The organism is Amycolatopsis sp. NPDC049691 (assembly GCF_040675005.1).
In the GTDB taxonomy this organism is placed as follows: Bacteria; Actinomycetota; Actinomycetes; order Mycobacteriales; family Pseudonocardiaceae; genus Amycolatopsis.
This window is the reverse complement of record NZ_JBFANX010000010.1, coordinates 333600-349420: the sequence shown is the minus strand read 5'-3', so window position 1 is coordinate 349420 and position 15821 is coordinate 333600. Positions and strand designations below refer to the sequence as shown.

Annotated in this window: 10 protein-coding genes and 1 pseudogene; 6 read left to right on the top strand and 5 right to left on the bottom strand. The window is 74.5% G+C overall.

All coding sequences use genetic code 11. The annotated features are described in order from the left end of the window. From AB0J40_RS24600 to AB0J40_RS24585, 4 genes and pseudogenes are all read right to left on the bottom strand, one after another. A pseudogene (locus AB0J40_RS24600) lies at positions 1-644 on the bottom strand (glycosyltransferase family 2 protein); the annotation flags it as partial. 2 nt (positions 645-646) lie between these two features. After that, on the bottom strand, positions 647-2149 hold the full coding sequence (locus AB0J40_RS24595; protein ID WP_364456846.1) for a hypothetical protein: 1503 nt from the start codon (positions 2147-2149) through the stop codon (positions 647-649). Further along, on the bottom strand, positions 2146-3666 hold the full coding sequence (locus tag AB0J40_RS24590) for a hypothetical protein (RefSeq protein WP_364456844.1): 1521 nt from the start codon (positions 3664-3666) through the stop codon (positions 2146-2148). The genes AB0J40_RS24595 and AB0J40_RS24590 overlap by 4 nt, the downstream gene beginning before the upstream one ends. Positions 3667-3860: 194 nt before the next feature. Further along, positions 3861-5294, bottom strand: coding sequence for a choice-of-anchor A family protein (locus AB0J40_RS24585; RefSeq protein ID WP_364456842.1), 1434 nt, complete (start codon positions 5292-5294; stop codon positions 3861-3863). A 296-nt stretch (positions 5295-5590) separates the two neighbouring features. On the opposite strand from AB0J40_RS24585, the gene AB0J40_RS24580 reads away from it, so the two are divergent. The 3 genes from AB0J40_RS24580 to AB0J40_RS24570 are packed head-to-tail and all read left to right on the top strand — an operon-like array spanning position 5591 to position 8393. Continuing rightward, positions 5591-6742, top strand: coding sequence for a histidine kinase (locus AB0J40_RS24580; protein WP_364456841.1), 1152 nt, complete (start codon positions 5591-5593; stop codon positions 6740-6742). Next, positions 6739-6915, top strand: coding sequence for a hypothetical protein (locus AB0J40_RS24575; protein ID WP_364456839.1), 177 nt, complete (start codon positions 6739-6741; stop codon positions 6913-6915). Before AB0J40_RS24580 ends, AB0J40_RS24575 begins: the two co-directional genes overlap by 4 nt. Next, on the top strand, positions 6912-8393 hold the full coding sequence (locus AB0J40_RS24570; protein WP_364456838.1) for a BTAD domain-containing putative transcriptional regulator: 1482 nt from the start codon (positions 6912-6914) through the stop codon (positions 8391-8393). Before AB0J40_RS24575 ends, AB0J40_RS24570 begins: the two co-directional genes overlap by 4 nt. Before the next feature lie 4 nt (positions 8394-8397). Here AB0J40_RS24570 and AB0J40_RS24565 read toward each other — a convergent pair whose 3' ends face one another. Beyond that, on the bottom strand, positions 8398-8778 hold the full coding sequence (locus tag AB0J40_RS24565; RefSeq protein WP_364456836.1) for an STAS domain-containing protein: 381 nt from the start codon (positions 8776-8778) through the stop codon (positions 8398-8400). 393 nt (positions 8779-9171) lie between these two features. On the opposite strand from AB0J40_RS24565, the gene AB0J40_RS24560 reads away from it, so the two are divergent. The 3 genes from AB0J40_RS24560 (at position 9172) to AB0J40_RS24550 (ending at position 15581) form a co-directional block, all read left to right on the top strand. Next, the gene (locus AB0J40_RS24560; protein WP_364456834.1) at positions 9172-10053 is read left to right on the top strand and encodes a MerR family transcriptional regulator; all 882 of its coding nucleotides are present in this window, start codon (positions 9172-9174) and stop codon (positions 10051-10053) included. 194 nt (positions 10054-10247) lie between these two features. Further along, a complete protein-coding gene (locus tag AB0J40_RS24555; RefSeq protein ID WP_364456832.1) occupies positions 10248-13853 on the top strand; it encodes a discoidin domain-containing protein in 3606 nt (1201 codons plus the stop codon). Between the two features lie 87 nt (positions 13854-13940). After that, complete coding sequence (locus AB0J40_RS24550) at positions 13941-15581, top strand: helix-turn-helix domain-containing protein (protein WP_364456830.1); 1641 nt, start codon at positions 13941-13943, stop codon at positions 15579-15581. Positions 15582-15821: the final 240 nt, after the last annotated feature.

Here is a 15821-nt window from a genome sequence, read left to right as displayed (position 1 = left end):
TAGTGCAGCTTGTCGGCGAGGTCCTTGGCGACCTGCTCGAAGCCGTCGCGGGACTCGACGAGGTCGGTGCCCTGGTCGGCGACGTAGATCGCGTCGAGGGTTTCCAGCGAGGAGACGTCCGCGGCGAGGGCTTGGAGGTTCTTGAGGCAGTCGTCGGCGCGGTTCATCGTGCAGATGGTCACCGCGGTCGGGCGGATCTTCTCCGGGGCCTCGACCGTCCAGCGGACCTGCTCCACCCGCAGCGTCTGGCCGCCCTCGGTCTCCAGGTCCAGCCAGAGCGCGCCACCGTCGTAGAACTTGTCCAGCTTCGCCGTCAGCGTCACCTTGGCCTGCTTGGCGTCGGCGACCTGCTCGGCGGCCACCACCCGCGGCTCACCCTCGACGTCGGAAGCGCCCATCGACAGCAGACCGGTGCCGGTCACGACGGCCTCGACCGAGACCTCGGTCACCGTCGTCCACCGCTGCCAGTAGCTGGCCGGGAAACGGCCGAAGTACGTGTTCCCCGAGACGAGCGTGCCGGGGCCGAGCCGGACCGAGTCCCGGTCTCGGATCGCCGAGCCGCGGATGACCTCCGCGTAGAGGTCCTTGCTCACGATCGGCGCCGGGCCCGCGTACAGGCCGCGCTGGGTGATGAGGTAGGTCATGGTCAAGCTCCGCTTCCATTGCCCCGGACGAGGTACAGCTGCTGGATGCCGGCCCACGGCGACGTCAGCGTCCAGTGGGCGAGCGCGCCGGCCGGCGGGTCGCCGCGGACCAGGGCGAAGTCGGTGACGATCGGCCGGTCGCCGAAGTCGAAGAACCGGAAGTTCGCGTCGACGAGCGCCCGGCCGAGTGCGCCCAGGTGCGCCTTCCGCTCGGCGATGGCCGGGCCGACCGCGCCGCGGTCGTCGAACAGGTCGACGATCGCGCAGCCGCAGCTGTAGGCCAGCACGCCGATCTCGCCGCCGCTGCGGACCGTGCCGCCGCCGACCAGCCGGCCCAGCTCCGGGCCGATCCGCTCGTAGTCCGCGGTCGCGGCGTGGTTGGACATCAGCGGCGCGAACCGCCGCGGCAGCCCGCCCGCGGCGTACGCGCCGACGCTGACGACGAGCACCCCGGCGACGGCGGTCGCGGCCGCCACCCGGGCGGGCACGCGGACCGTCGCCGCGGCGACGGCCGCCAGGAAGAGCGTCGCGGCGACCAGGCTCGGCCCGTAGTACCAGTGGTACGGCGGCACGTGCAGCCGCGAGTAGGCCAGGTAGTGCGCGATTCCGGCCGGCACCAGCGGGGTGAACGGCCGCACCCGGGTCCACAGTGGACCGCGCCGCGCCGCGTCCACCAGGCAGACCGCGAACGCGAGCAGGGCGAGCGCGGCCGGGAGGAAGGCCGCCACCGTCGCCAACGGGAAGACTTCGGCGTAGAGCCCCGGGCCGTTGCCGAAGTCCCACGGCCCCCACGACTTCTGCAGCGTCTTGATGATCACCGTGTCCGGCACCGCCGACCCCAGCACCACCCAGCTGAACGCGAACCAGGGGAGCGCGACCGCCGCCGCGGCGAGCACCGACTGCCACGCCTTCACCCAGAACCGGGCCCGCAACGCGAACAGCACGAGCGCGATGACGACCAGGTCCGGCCGGACGAGGGTGAGCAGCCCGGTCAGCACGCCGAAGGCGACCGGCCGCCGGTCCGCGGCGCACACCAGCAGCCAGGCGAGCCCGGCGGCGCCCAGCTCGGCCTCCAGCCCGATCGACGACAGCAGCAGCGGGTTCACCGTCAGCAGGGCGACGGCACCCGGCGCGAACCACGCCGGCAGCCCCGCCCGGTCACCGGCCCGGCGCAGCGCGAGCGCGAGGGCGACCTGGCCGAGGACGAACAGCGCCCCGGCGGCCAGGACCGCGTTCCGCAGGACGACCGTCAGCGCGGCCAGGAGCAGGACGTTCAGCGGCGAGGTCGCGGTGTTCGACGTCTCCGCCGGGATCAGTCCCCAGTGCGCGTGGAAGGCCAGGTTGCGCGCGTAGGAGAGCGTGATGAAGGTGTCGTCGACCAGGTGCGGGCGCACGAGGGCGAAGACGCCCGCGGACAGCAGCGCCACCACGCCGGGCAGCACCAGGCCACGGGAGCGTGAGGCCGCCGTGGCGGCTCCCGGCTCCCGCCGCAGCGTCGCGGTCACGGTTCGCGGGTGAGGGTGAAGTGGCCGACGCCCTTCGCCGCGGAGTACACCTGCCAGCTGTCCGGCCCGGTCGCCGGACCCGCGCCGTAGAGCAGCCGGTAGTCCGGCTTGCGCGGGGTGATCGAGCGGTCCAGCCAGTGGTAGTTCACCCGCAGCGCCAGGCTCATCAGCGGGTTCGCCGTGGCGATCCGCTGCTCGACCAGTTCCTTCGCGTGCCCGCGGTCGGAGAACTCGTCGATGATGGCGCATTCGCAGTAGTAGGCGAGCGTGCCGATCTCGCCGGGACTGGCCACGCTGGCGCCGTCGAGCCGCTCGCCGAGTGCCTTGCCGACCCGCGCGTAGTCCTGCGCGCCGGCCCAGTTCCCGAAGATGACCGGGGACTTCCACGGCAAGCCCTGCGCGGTGTCGACGGCCGCCGCGCCCAGCACCAGCACCCCGGCGACCCCGAGGGCGAGCAGCGGCGGGCCGGTGCGCAACGCCGGCCGCTGCCGCGCTTGACCGAACCACACCCCCAAGGCCACGACGGCGAACGAGCCGGCCGTCGTCGTCGGCGCCACGTAGTACCAGTGGAACGGGCCGACCCCGAGGAACGAGTACGCGACGAAGTAGAGAACTCCGCCGGCGCCCAGCGCCGCGACCGGGCCGAGCGCGGGGAACTCCGGCCACCGCACCGCGAACCGCGCCGCGGCCCACCCGGCCAGCGCGACCACGCCGAGCAGCGCGGGGACGAACGTCACCAGCACGGTGACCGGGTAGCCGAGGTAGTACATGACCGGGCCGGTGCTGTAGGTCCACGGCGCGAACAGCCCCGCCTGGGTCTGCTTGATCGCCAGCGTGTCGGGCACGAACGAGCCGAAGAAGAGCCAGCTCACGACGAACCACGGGGCGGCCGTCAGCACGGCGGTCCCGGCGGCGGGCAGCAGCCGGCGCCGGATCGCCGGCGCGCCGAGCGCGATCACCACCACGAACACGACGAGGTCGAGCCGGGTGAGCACGGTGAGCCCGGCGGTGATCCCGAACAGGACCGGCCGTCCTTCGAGGGCGAAGACCGTGAGCACGAGCAGGACGGCGGGGATGAGGAGGACTTCGAGGCCGATCGCGGACAACACGAACGGGTTGAGCAGCACCAGCGCGACGCCGAGGCCGCCCGCGAGCGGTGGCAGCGCGAGGTGGCGCCCGATGCGCTGCCACGCCCAGCCGAGCACACCGCCGCACAGCACGGTCAGCACGCCCAGCGCGACGACCGGGTGCGGGCCGCCCGCGATCCGCGTCACCAGGGTCAGCGCGCCGAGGAGCAGGACGTTCAGCGGGGACGTCGCGGAGTTCGCCGGCGAGCCGGGGATGATGCCCCATTCGCCGTGCACGGCCAGGTTCTTCGCGTAGGCGAGGGTGATGTAGCCGTCGTCGGTGAGGCTGCCTCGCACCACGAGGAAGGCCGCGGCCCCCAGGAGCGCCCCGTAGACGGGCAGCCACCGACCGCCCGGTCTCGCCCGTCCTCCGCTCGTTTCCCGAAGCACTCGTTCACCTTGTGGTGGCGCCACGTCCGCCACCTGCCCGATCGACATAGGCCGGAGACCGTAGTGACGTTTCATTACCGCGGTGCTACGAGACGGTTAGGTCCGTCGGCGCCGTGCAACATCACCTGATCGTGGCATGGCCGGCGTGCGCCCGCAGTGCGGCCGGGCTCCACTGTGGACGACTCGCCCGGCGGTCAGGTCCGTCGCCGGCGGGTGAACAGCACCAGCGCGGTACCGCCGGTGAGGAGGAGGGCACCGAGGCCGATCACCGGGCCGGCGTCGGTGCCGGTGGCCGGCAGGCCGCCGGTGCCCGCGGGGCCGGCCGGCGCGGTCGCCGCCGGGCTCGCCGGCGCGGTCGCGCTCGTGCTCGCCGAGGTGGGCGCCTCGGTCGGGGTCGATGTGGTGGTGACGACGCTCGTCGCCGTGGACGGCGCGGTCGTGGTCGGAGCCGTGCTCGTCGGGCTGGTGGTGGCCGGGCTGGTGGTGGCCGGGCTGGTGGTGGCCGTGGTCGTGGTCGTCGGGCCGGCCGTCGTGGTGGTCGTCGTCGTGGTGGTGGCGGTCGGCCCGGTCGTGGTCGGCTCGGGCTTCCCGTCGCACGAAGGCAGGTCACCGACGAACGGGTACGCGTGGAACTCCTGCCCGCTGCCCTGGCCGCCGTTCGAGCCGTGGACGAGGTCGCCCGCCACGAAGAAGCGGCCGTTCGTGCCCGGCAGCGTCACGGTCGTCGTCCCGGCCGGGTTGCCGGCGAGCACGCTGCCCTGGAACATGCCGCTGCCCGTGAGGGCGGCCGTGCTCGCGTCCGGGAAGTTCCACAGCAGGCGGGGCCGCAGCCGGTTGAGCGGGTCGGAGTCGCCGAGGGTGCCGCTGTAGGTGTTGATCGTCCGGGCGTGTCCGGTCAGGTTCACCAGCACCGTCGCGCCCTCGGGGATGCCGGCGAACTCGATGCCCTGCGTGCCGCCGCCCGGTCCGGCGATGTCCTGCTCGATGGTGAAGACCTGCAGCTTCGCCTTCCCGTCGCCGGTGAAGAGCGTCCGGTAGCCCTCGTTCTTCGCGGTCCCGGTGAGCGCCGCTCGCGCGTAGCACTTGCTCGCCGCCTCGAGCCGGCCCCGCAGGCCGGCGTACGGCTCCATCGCGGCGGCGTCGTGGACGAGCTTGCCGAGCACGGTGCCGGTGACCGTCCCGGCGTGGCGGACGGTACCGCCCGCCGAGTCGCCGACGGCGTCGAGCCGCTGCCCGGTGGCGACGGTGAGGTCCTTGCCCACGGTCAGATAGTCGGCTCCGTCCGGCGGCGGTACCCGGGAGCCGACCCCGGCGACGCCGACGTTGTAGATCGACGACCCGGACGTCTTGCGCAGCGTGAAGCTGCCGCCGACGACCACGCGGCCCTCCGCCTCGGCCGCGCTGCCGGTCACGCGCATGTCGCCGCCGGCGAAGACGGTGATCGCGTTGTCCCGGCCGGCGAACGGGCCGTTGCCGACCGGCGGGTGGACGGTGGGGCACGTGCCGGGCACGCACGGGCCGAGGCCGTCGGGCAGCGGGTCCGCGTGCGCGGTCCGCCCGGGCGGCAGCGAGAGCGCCACCAGCCCGCAGGCCGCCAGCGCCGCGAGGGCGGCGTGGGTCACGCGCACGGGACCTCCCCTGTCCACTGTGGACTCCGCGGCGGACGATAGCGGCGGGCCGGCGCGGGCGCCCGGTGAGCCACCCGATCGGGAAGACGGCTGGGCCGGGTTTCGCGGGACGAACCGAGTTGAGTCGCCAATTGTCAAGTTTGCGAGGAGCCGCCACCGCCCGCCACCAGCGCGCTGGCCCGGGCCACAGTGGACGGACCTGCGCCGATGAAATCCGGGTGAACCACAACTTCCTCCCGGGGCGGGATGCGCGTGCTGCGTGCGCTTCCTAGGCTGTCCGTCGTGGGGCGAGGGCGGTGAGCGGGATCCGGGCCCGCCTGGAGGCGAGCCTCGGCCGCGCCGGGATCGGGCTGCCGTGGTGGGTCCCCGTGGGTGTCACCGCTTTCGGGGTGGTGCTGGCGGTGGCGGCGGTGGCGCAGCGAGGGGCGCTGGTGCCGCCGGCACCGATCGCCCTCGCCGGGCTGCTCGCCATCGTGACCGCGCTGGTCTGGAGCGTCACCGGGATCATCGTCCCGCCGTGGCTCAAGGCGCTCACCGTGCTCGCGGCCGTCGCGATCCTGCTGGCGCGCCCGGCCGTCCCGGACTTCGCGCCGGTCGTCCTCGTCGTGCTCGCCGCCGAAACCGCCGCCATCGCCCGGCCGGCCGTCGCCTACGGGGTCGCCGTCGCGAGCGTCGCCACCCTGGCCGTGGCCGCCGCGCGGGTCGGGCTGGTCGGGTTCCCCGTCTACGTCGCCGCGGTCCTGCTCGGCACCGCGGGCGGGTTCATGATGCGCTGGTACGTGCGGGCCCTCGACGCCGAGCGCGCCGCCCGCGACGCCGTCCGCGACCAGGCCGTCCTCGCCGAACGGCAGCGGATCGCCCGCGAGGTCCACGACGTCGTCGCCCACTCGCTGAGCATCACGCTGCTGCACCTGACCGGCACCCGCCACGCCCTGCAGCAGGACCGCGACGTCGAGGAAGCCCTCGAAGGCCTCGCCGAAGCCGAACGCGTCGGGCGGACGGCGATGGCCGACATCCGCCGGACGGTCGGGCTGCTCGCCGAGGCGCCCGCCGGAACCCGCCCGCTGCCGGGCGCCCGCGACATCCCGGCGCTGGTCGAGCGCACCCGCGCGGCCGGGCTGCGGGTCCACTACGAGCAGGAGGGCGACCTGGCCGCGGTGCCGGACCTGGCCGGGCTCGGGCTCTACCGCATCGCCCAGGAGTCCCTGGCCAACATCGCCAAGCACGGCAACGGCGCACCGGCCCGGATGCGCCTCGACGTCGGTTCGGCGGAGACGCGGCTGATCGTCCGCAACCGGCTGCCGGCCGAGGGGGCGGCGGTGACCGGCGGATCGGGCCTGAAGGGCATGGCCGCGCGGGCGGGCCAGCTCGGCGCCGAGCTGACGGCCGGCCCGGAGGGCCCGGACTGGGTGGTCGCGGTCGGCGTGCCCGCGGGAGGGGCTTCATGACGGCGGCCGAGGTCGGTGGCCGGTTGCTTGCGGGTCAGCTCGGCGCCGGGCCGGTGGCCGGGCGGGGCCGGGTGGTCGTGGGCAGCCCGGGAGAGGTCCGGGTCGACGACTGGCTGCTCGCGGGCCGGCTCGGCGCCGGGCCGACGGCAAAACTCGCAGGTGGCGTGCCATGACCGCGGGCGAAGTCCGCGTCCTGCTCGTCGACGACCAGGAGCTCGTCCGGTCCGGACTGCGGCGGATCCTGCGCCGGCGGGACGGGTTCGTCATCGCCGGCGAGTGCGGCGACGGCGCCGAAGTCCCCGCCGCCCTGGCCGCCCACGATGTCGACGTCGTCGTGATGGACCTGCGGATGAAGCACGTCGACGGCATCGAGGCGACGCGGCGGATCGGCGGCCGCCCGCCCGTGCTGGCGCTCACCACCTTCGACGACGACGAGCTGCTGGCCGGCGCGCTGCGCGCGGGCGCCGTCGGCTACATCCTCAAGGACTCGCCCGCCGAGGACCTCATCCGGGCCGTCCGGGCGGTCGCCGCAGGGGACGCCTGGCTCGACGCTGCCGTGACCGCGCGCGTCCTCACCACCTACCGGCGCGCCCCCGCCGACGAGCCCGCCGGCCCGCCGCCGGGACTGCTCACGCCCCGCGAGCTCGACGTGCTGCGCGCGGCCGGGCGCGGGCTGTCCAACGCCGAGATCGCCGCGACGCTCGTCGTCTCCGAGCTGACGGTGAAGAGCCACCTGGGCCGGATCTTCGCCAAGCTGGGCCTGCGCGACCGCGCCGCGGCCGTCGTGTACGCCTTCGACCACGGCATCGTCAGCCCGCGGGGGTCCACTGTGGACGCCTCGCCGGTCCGGCCGGCCGTGCCGGAGCCGGATCGGTCGCCGGGGCTGCGGTTCTCGGTGCTGGGACCGTTGCGCGCCTGGCGCGGCGGCACCCCGCTCGACCTCGGCCCGGTCCGCCAGCAGGCCCTGCTGGCGGCGCTGGTGCTGCGCCCCGGCGTGACGGTCAGCCAGGCCGAGCTGCTCGACGGCGTCTGGGGGCTGGAGCCGCCCGGCACCGGGGGCCGCGTGCTGCCGGTCTACGTGCACCGGCTGCGCAAGTGCCTGCGCGCGCCCGGCGAACGCACGCCGGACTCGGTGATCGGCCGCACGCGCGGCGGCTACCGGTTCGCCGTCGACGGCGTCCGGATCGACACCGCGCGGCTGGCCGAGCTGGCCGCGGACGCCACCGCCGCCGAAGAAGCGGACGAGCCGGCCGCCGCCGTCGAATCCTGGTCCGCCGCGCTCGGCCTCTTCCACGGCGAGCCCCTCGCCGGGTTGCCGGGCCCGTTCGCCGAGGGCCAGCGGCTGCGCCTCACCGAGCGCCGCGCCACGATGCTGACCCGCAAGGCGCGGCTGCAGCTGCGGCTGGGCCGGTACGCCGAAACCGCCGACGAGCTGTCCGCCGCGCTGGCCGTCGAACCGCTGCGCGAGCCGGTGGCGGCGCTGCTGATGCGGGCGCTGCAGGCCACCGGCCGGCGCGCCGAGGCCATCGCGGCGTACGGCCGGATCCGCGACCGGCTGGCCGCGGACCTGGGCGTCGAACCGGGGGAGGAGCTGCGGCGCGCGCACCGGGCGGTGCTCGACGACGTGCTGCACCCGGACTTCCCCGGCTGAGGGCTCAGGAGACGCGGGTGGCCGCCGCCCCGGCGACCGCCGCGCGGGCCTCGGCGAGCCCGGTGTGCAGCGGCAGCACGCGGTCGAGGCCGAGGATGGCGAGCGGCCGGGCGACCGCGATCTCCGCCGCCGCGATGGCGTACGGGATCTTCCGCGCCAGCGCTTCGCGGTAGGCCTCGACGAGCACGCTGAAGACCGTCGAGTCGCAGAACGTCGTCCCGGTGAGGTCGGCCACGACCCCGCGGACGCCGTCGGCGAACGGGCTCAGCAGGACTTCCCGCAGCCGGGACGTCGTGGCCAGGTCGAGGTCGCCGGCGCAGCGGACGGTCGTGACGCCGGCGTCGGTCGTCGTCGCGAAGCGGGGCGTGGTGCGGTTTTCGGTCATCGGGGTCCCTCCTGCGGTGCGAATTACCCGGCGGCACCCGAGATCATTCCCTCCCGGTGCGCCGGATCGCTGCGGCATCCGAGGGATAACGATGCACGAGCGTTGCGCGGCGCGGTAGCGTGGGGTGCCCGCACCGTCGCGCGACGTGCCGGCCGTGGCGGGTTGCCACACCCCGCGGCCGTCCGGATCCGGCTGACGCGGGCCGGGTCCCGGCGCCGGGCGGCGCCGAAGGGGGGACGCGGCAGGCCGACGCCCCGCCGCCGCGTCCCCCCCTACGCGCGCTTCGGACCGTTACGTCCGCTTCTCCCCGCGCGCCGGGTCTGTCCGCCGTGTCGCCGTCCGCCCCATGATCCCGCCGTCGCTAAGCTGCGGCGATCGAGGCGAAGGGGAACGGTGGAACCGAAGAGCGTCGACGAGCCGTCCGGGACGGGTGCCTGGGCGCCGGGCAAGGTCGCCGAGCTGCTCGGCGTCTCGCCGGTGACCCTGCGCAGCTGGAGCGCGCGCTACGGGATCGGCCCGTCGGCGGGCGGCGCCGGCCGCCACCGCCGCTACTCCGACGCCGACGTCCGGCGGCTGCAGCACATGCAGCGGCTCGTCGGGCGCGGGATGCCGGTGCGCGAGGCGGCCGCGGCGGCCTTCGGCGGCGCGCCGGCGGACCCGCCCGAAGTGCCGGCCGCCCGCCGGGTGCGCGAGCTCGAGGAGGCGGCCGACGACCTGCGCTCGGCCACGGTCGCGGGCCTGCTCGACGAAACGCTCGGCACGCTCGGCCCGGCGGCGGCGTGGACCGACGTCCTGGCCCCGGTCCTGCGCGGCCTGGGCGACCGCTGGCAGCGCGGCGACCTCTGCTTCGCGTCGGAATGGGCGCTGACGACGGAGATCTCGCTCGCGTTCGAGCGGTTCAGCCACCGCTTCCCGGAGGCGGTGCCGGGGCGGCCGGTGCTGCTGGCCTGCTGCCCGGCCGAGCGGCATTCGCTGCCGATGGAGGCCCTGCGCGCGACGCTGGCGGAGGCGGGCATCCCGGTGGCGTACCTGGGTCAGCTGGTCCCGGCGGAGACCGTCGCCGACCTGGCCGCGCGGCTGGACCCGGTGCTGGTGCTGCTGTGGTCGCTGGCACCCCCGACGGCCGACGACCTCCTCGCGGCGAGGGTGCGTGACCTGGGCCGGGTGGTGGGCACGGCGGGGCCGGGCTGGGCGCACCTCGGCGATCGCGGCTTCGCGCGCGTGAACGACCTGGCGTCGGCGGTGGACCTGGCCGTGGAGAGCGTGCGGGCTTAGGTCGCGCCGGGGCGGCCGGATGCGGATTCGTTGCACTCCGGTGCGGGTGCCGCTCACCGGTGCGCCGCGAGCCAGCGGCCGACATCGATGTCATTCTTCCTAATTCTTGTCCTCCTTGTCTTCTTGACGCTGCCTGCGCGCGCGGCGGAAGCTTCCTGGCAACGTTGTCACCCACGCCCGAACGGAGTTCTCCCATGGCGGAGGAGTACGGCATCGCCGCCGATGTCGAGCCCGCGGAGGTGACCGCCGTTTCGCGGCGGCACGTCCTGGCCGCCGGGACCGGCCTGCTGGCCGGGTTCGGCCTCGCGGCCGTCCTGCCCGGGGTCGCGTCCGCCGCGCCCGCCGCCGCCGACGCGCAGGCGGCGAAGACCGACCTGGCCCTGTTCCGCCCGGTGCAGGTGTCCTCGACCGCCTACGCCGCCACCCCGGCCGACTTCGCCGTCGACGGGCTCGCCCAGGTCGGCGTCAAGGGGTCCGGCTGGCGCGCCGAGCCGGGCGACGGCCAGTGGATCGTCGTCGACCTCCAGGGTCAGTGCCGGATCGACTCGGTCGTGCTGACCTTCGAAGCCCAGCCCGGCGACCCCGCGTTCGACGCTGCCGGCTCACGCAGCCACACCAGCGGCTTCGAGATCCTCTCCAGCTACGCCGTGTCCTTCGACCTCGACGTCTCCGGCGACGGCAAGGCCTGGCGCACCGTCCACCACACCGACGCCGGCACCGGCGGCGTCGTCACGATCCCGCTGCCGGCCGTCACCGCGCGCTGGGTCCGCTTCAGCGCGGGGAGCCGGTCGACGACCAACCCGCTGGGCCTCAACGGCTTCCAGGTGTTCGGCACCAGCAAGGACAACCGGCCCGCGGTCCGCGGCTGGACGAGCTTCCCCGTCCGCCCGAACGACGACCCGCCCGCGCTCGCCGTCGCGGCCGACGGCACCGTCCCGCTCGAGTCCGGCTGGGTCCTCACCATGGACGACTGGGCGCCCACCGGTGACGGCAAGGCGCTCTCCGGAACCACCGTGGACACCCGCGGCTGGCTCCCGGCGACCGTCCCCGGCACGGTCCTCGCGTCGCTGGTCGAGCAGGGCCAGCTGCCCGACCCGGTCTCCGGGATGAACCAGCTCCACGTCCCGGAAGCGCTCTCTCGCCACGCCTGGTGGTACCGCCGCCGCTTCGCCCTCCCGCGCGGCCTCGACACCTCGCCGGGCCGGCACGTCTGGCTCGAGTTCGACGGCGTCAACCACGAAGCGCAGATCTGGCTCAACGGCGCCGAAATCGGCACCCAGAGCCACCCGTTCGGCCGCGGCGCGTACGACGTCACGGCGGCGCTGCGCCGCACCGGCGACCAGGCCCTCGCGGTGAAGATCTCGCCGATGCCGCGGCCGGGCAGCCCGGGCGACAAGGGCGCCGACGGCAGCTCCTGGCGCGACGCGGGCAGCACCATGTTCGACAACTCGCCGACCTACCTCGCGGTGTCCGGCTGGGACTGGATGCCCGCGGTGCGCGACCGCGCGTCCGGCATCTGGGACCACGTCCGCCTGCGCTCGACCGGCGCGGCGGTCCTCGGTGACGTCCGCGTCGACACGAAGGTGCCCGACGCGGCCACGGCCGAGGTGACGCTCACCGTGCCGGTGCGCAACGCCGCCGCGACCGCCCAGCGCGTCAAGGTCGGCGCGGCTTTCGGGCCCGTCAGCGTGTCCACCACGGTCACCGTCCCGGCCGGCCAGACCACCGACGTCGCGTTCCCCAAGCAGGTGGTGAAGAACCCGAAGCTGTGGTGGCCCAACGGCTACGGCGACCCGAACCTGTACGACCTGACGCTCACCGCGGCGATCGGCGCGAGCACCAGCGACCGCCGGACGGTCAAGATCGGCCTGCGCGAGATCGGCTACCGGTACGACCTGCCGATCGTGATCGCCGACGGCCGCGCCACCCAGACCGTCGACCTCGCGCCGCAGAACGCCCGGTTCGTCCGCATGCAGGGCCTCAAGCGCGCCACGGGCTGGGGCTTCTCGCTCTGGACGATGGCCGTGCTCGACAGCTCCGGCACGGACGTGGCGCAGGGCAAGGCGGCCAGTTCGCTGTCGGTGGCCGACGGCAACCCGCCCGAGCGGGCCTTCGACGGCGACCCGAACACCCGCTGGACGTCGGCCTACGAGGACAACCAGTGGCTGCAGGTCGACCTCGGCGCCGCGACCGCGTTCGACAAGGTCGTGCTGACCTGGGAAACCGCCTACGCGGCGACCTTCAAGATCCAGGTGTCGCAGGACGGCGACACGTGGACCGACGCGGCGTCGGTGGACAACAGCCCGAAGCCGCTGACCTTCCTCGTCAACGGCGTCAAGGTGTTCGCCCGCGGCGGCAGCTGGGGCTGGGACGAGCTGCTGCGCCGGATGCCGGCCGAGCGGACCGACGCCGTCGTCTCCCTGCACCGGGACATGAACTTCACGCTGCTGCGCAACTGGGTCGGCTCGTCCTACCGCCAGGAGCTGTTCGACGCCTGCGACAAGTACGGCATCCTGCTGTGGAACGAGTTCTGGGACGGCTGGTCGACCGACCCGGCCAACCACGACATCTTCCTCGCGCAGGCGAAGGACACCGTGCTGCGCTACCGCCACCACGCGTGCGCGACGGTCTGGTTCGGCTGCAACGAAGGCACCCCGCCGCCGGTGATCGACAACGCGCTGCGGGACATCGTGCACGCCAACACCGATCTGCTGTACCAGGGCAACTCGGCGGGCGGGGTGATCACCGGCGACGGCCCCTACTTCTGGCAGGACCCGAAGCGCTACTTCACCGGTGAGGCGACCGGCGGCAAGTACGGGTTCTGGAGCGAGATCGGGCTGCCGACGGTGTCGGTCGTGGAGAGCATGCGCAACCTCGTCGGCTCCGGCGACCCCGGCTGGCCGATCGGCGCGCCGTGGTTCCTGCACGACTGGTCCACCGGCGGCAACCAGTCGCCGCAGAGCTACCTCGCCGCGATCGACGCGCGGCTCGCGCCCTCGACGAGCCTGGCCGAGTTCTGCCGGAAGGCGCAGTTCGTCAACTACGAGAACATGCGGGCGATCTTCGAGGCGTGGAACACGAAGCTGTGGGCCGACGCGACCGGCGTGCTGCTCTGGATGTCGCACCCCGCGTGGCACAGCACGGTGTGGCAGACCTACGACTACGACCTCGACGTCAACGGCAGCTACTACGGTGCGCGCAAGGGCTGCGAGGCCCGGCACGTCCAGGCCGACCTGACGACGTGGCAGATCCGCGTCGTCAACCACACGCCGGCCCCGTTGAGCGGGGTGACGGTCACCGCCCGGCTGTTCTCCTTGGACGGTGCCTCGCTCGGCGCTCCGGTGCAGCAGAAGCTCGACGTCGCCGCGAACGTGGGCGCTCCGGCGTTCACCGTGCCGTTCGACGCCGGGCACCCGGACCTGCACCTGCTCCGGCTGACCCTGACCGACGCGGGCGGGGCGGTGCTGGCGGAGAACACGTACTGGCGCTACCGCAGCGACACGGCCATGCGCGCGCTCAACCAGCTGCCGGGCGCGCGGCTGACGTCGTCGTTGAAGGCCGACGGCGACGCCTTCACCGCGACCGTCCGCAACGACGGGCGGACGGTCGCGGCGATGATCCGGCTGTCGCTGCGCGAGCGCAACGGCGTCGACCGCGTCCTGCCGACCCGCTACGGCGACAACTACTTCTGGCTGTTGCCGGGGGAGAGCCGCACGGTCCGCGTCGAGCCGCGGCGGCGCGTGCCGGGCGCGCGGCTGCAGGTCGAGGCCTACAACGTGGCGGCGAAGCTGACGTCGTAGCCGCGTTCGTGCGGGCGCACGAATCGACGAGGTGAATTCGTCCCTCCCGACGAACTAGGCTGGCGGTGTCCCGCCTAGCTTCGGGAGGTGCTCGTTTCGGTGAACCTGCGCCCGCACGCCAGCCTCGGCCGCGTCCTCGACGACCTGGGCGGCACGCTCCTAGACCTCGTCCTCGGGGACGCCGACCGGCCCGGCGGCATCGGCGGCGTCGCGATCCACGACCCGCTCGACGAGCCCGCGCTCCCGCAGCACGCGCTGGTGCTGGGCGTCGGCCTCGCCGAACCGGACGAGGTGGTGCGCCAGCTGCGGATCCTGGCCCGCCACGACGCCGCCGGGCTGGTGCTGCGGGCGCCGGTCACCGTGACGGCCGCGATCACCGCCGCCGTCGAGGAGTCCGGCGTCGCGCTGCTAAGCCTGGCCCGCGGTGCGTCGTGGGCCCAGCTGGCGGCGATGCTGCGGTCGCTGCTGGCCGAGGGGGACGTCGGCGACGCCGAACCGGAGACCCTGGCCGGGCTGCCCTCGGGTGATCTCTTCGCCGTGGCCAACGCGATCGGGGCGCTCATCGACGCGCCGGTGACCATCGAGGACCGCCGCTCGCGCGTGCTCGCGTTCTCCGGCCGCCAGGACGAAGCCGACCCCTCGCGCGTCGAGACCATCCTGGGGCGGCAGGTGCCCGAGCGGTTCTCCCGGATGCTGGCCGACCGCGGGGTGTTTCGCGAGCTCTACCGCAGTGACCGGCCGGTGTACGTCGACCGCCCGCCGGAGAGCCCCGACGGGTTCATGATCCCGCGCGTCGCCGTCGCGGTCCGGGCCGGCGACGAGATCCTCGGCTCGATCTGGGCGGCGGTCCGCGAACCGCTGACCCCCGACCGCACCCAGGCGCTGTGCGACGCGGCCCGCCTGGTGGCACTGCACCTGCTGCGCGTCCGGGCCGGCGCCGACGTCGAACGCCGGCTGCGCGCGGACCTGCTGAGCACGGCCCTCGAAGGCGGGGCGGCCGCCCGGGAAGCGTTGAGCCGCCTGGGGTTGGCCGACCAGCCGGTCGTCGTGCTTTCGCTGGCGGTGCTGGAAAACGGTGCCGAGGACGCGGAGCTCGCCACCGAGCGGCAGCGGCTGGCCGACGGCCTCGCGATGCACCTGAGCGCGGTCCACCCGCGCTGCGCGGCGGCGCTCGTCGGCGACACGGCGTACGGGCTGGTCCCGGTGACCCGCGACGCCGACGGCGAACGCCGCGCGCTGCGGATCGCGAAGGACTTCCTGGACCGGGTGGGCGACCGCGTCCGGGCCGTCATCGGCATCGGACCGGTGGCGCGCAGCGCGGCCGAGCTCCCGGAAGCCCGCGACAGCGCGGACCGCGCGTTGCGCGTGCTGCGGTCGGGCAGCGGCGCGGGCCGCCGCGTGGCGTCGCTGGCCGACGTGCACGTCGAGGCGCTGCTGCTGGAGCTGCAGGACCTGGTCGCGGCGCGCGGCGACCGCCCGACCGGCCCGGTCGCCCGCCTGCTCGACTACGACGAGCAGCACCACGCCCACCTCGTCGAGACGCTGCGGGCCTGGCTCGACGCGTTCGGCGACGTGATCGCCGCGTCGGCCGCCGTGCACGTCCACCCGAACACGTTCCGGTACCGCCTGCGCCGGCTGGCCGAGGTCGGCGGCTTCGACATGGCGGACCCGGAGGCTCGTTTCGCGGCGATGCTCCAGCTCCGGGTGGTGGCCCCGCCGGCGGGTTGAGGCCGGCTGGGCGGCTTCGGCAGCTCGACACCCCCCGTGATGCTCGAGCTTCGAGTGGTCGCGCCGCGGCGGCACCCGCTTTGCCGCGCGCCCGGCCGGCGTCGGCGGCCCCAACCGGCCTCGGCGCCCCAGCGACCGGCCCGCCCGAAATGTCGGTGATTAACTACCGACCTTCGACTCCAACATGGTGACTTACCTACTTTCGACCGGTGTGCGACCCCTTCGGGGCATGTGACCCTG

Excerpts from the sequence above, each read along its gene's own strand:
- AB0J40_RS24570 (WP_364456838.1), top strand. The coding sequence starts at position 6,912 with ATGACCGCGGGCGAAGTCCGCGTCCTGCTCGTCGACGACCAGGAGCTC.
- AB0J40_RS24575 (WP_364456839.1), top strand. The coding sequence starts at position 6,739 with ATGACGGCGGCCGAGGTCGGTGGCCGGTTGCTTGCGGGTCAGCTCGGC.
- AB0J40_RS24555 (WP_364456832.1), top strand. The coding sequence starts at position 10,248 with ATGGCGGAGGAGTACGGCATCGCCGCCGATGTCGAGCCCGCGGAGGTG.
- AB0J40_RS24565 (WP_364456836.1), bottom strand. The coding sequence starts at position 8,778 with ATGACCGAAAACCGCACCACGCCCCGCTTCGCGACGACGACCGACGCC.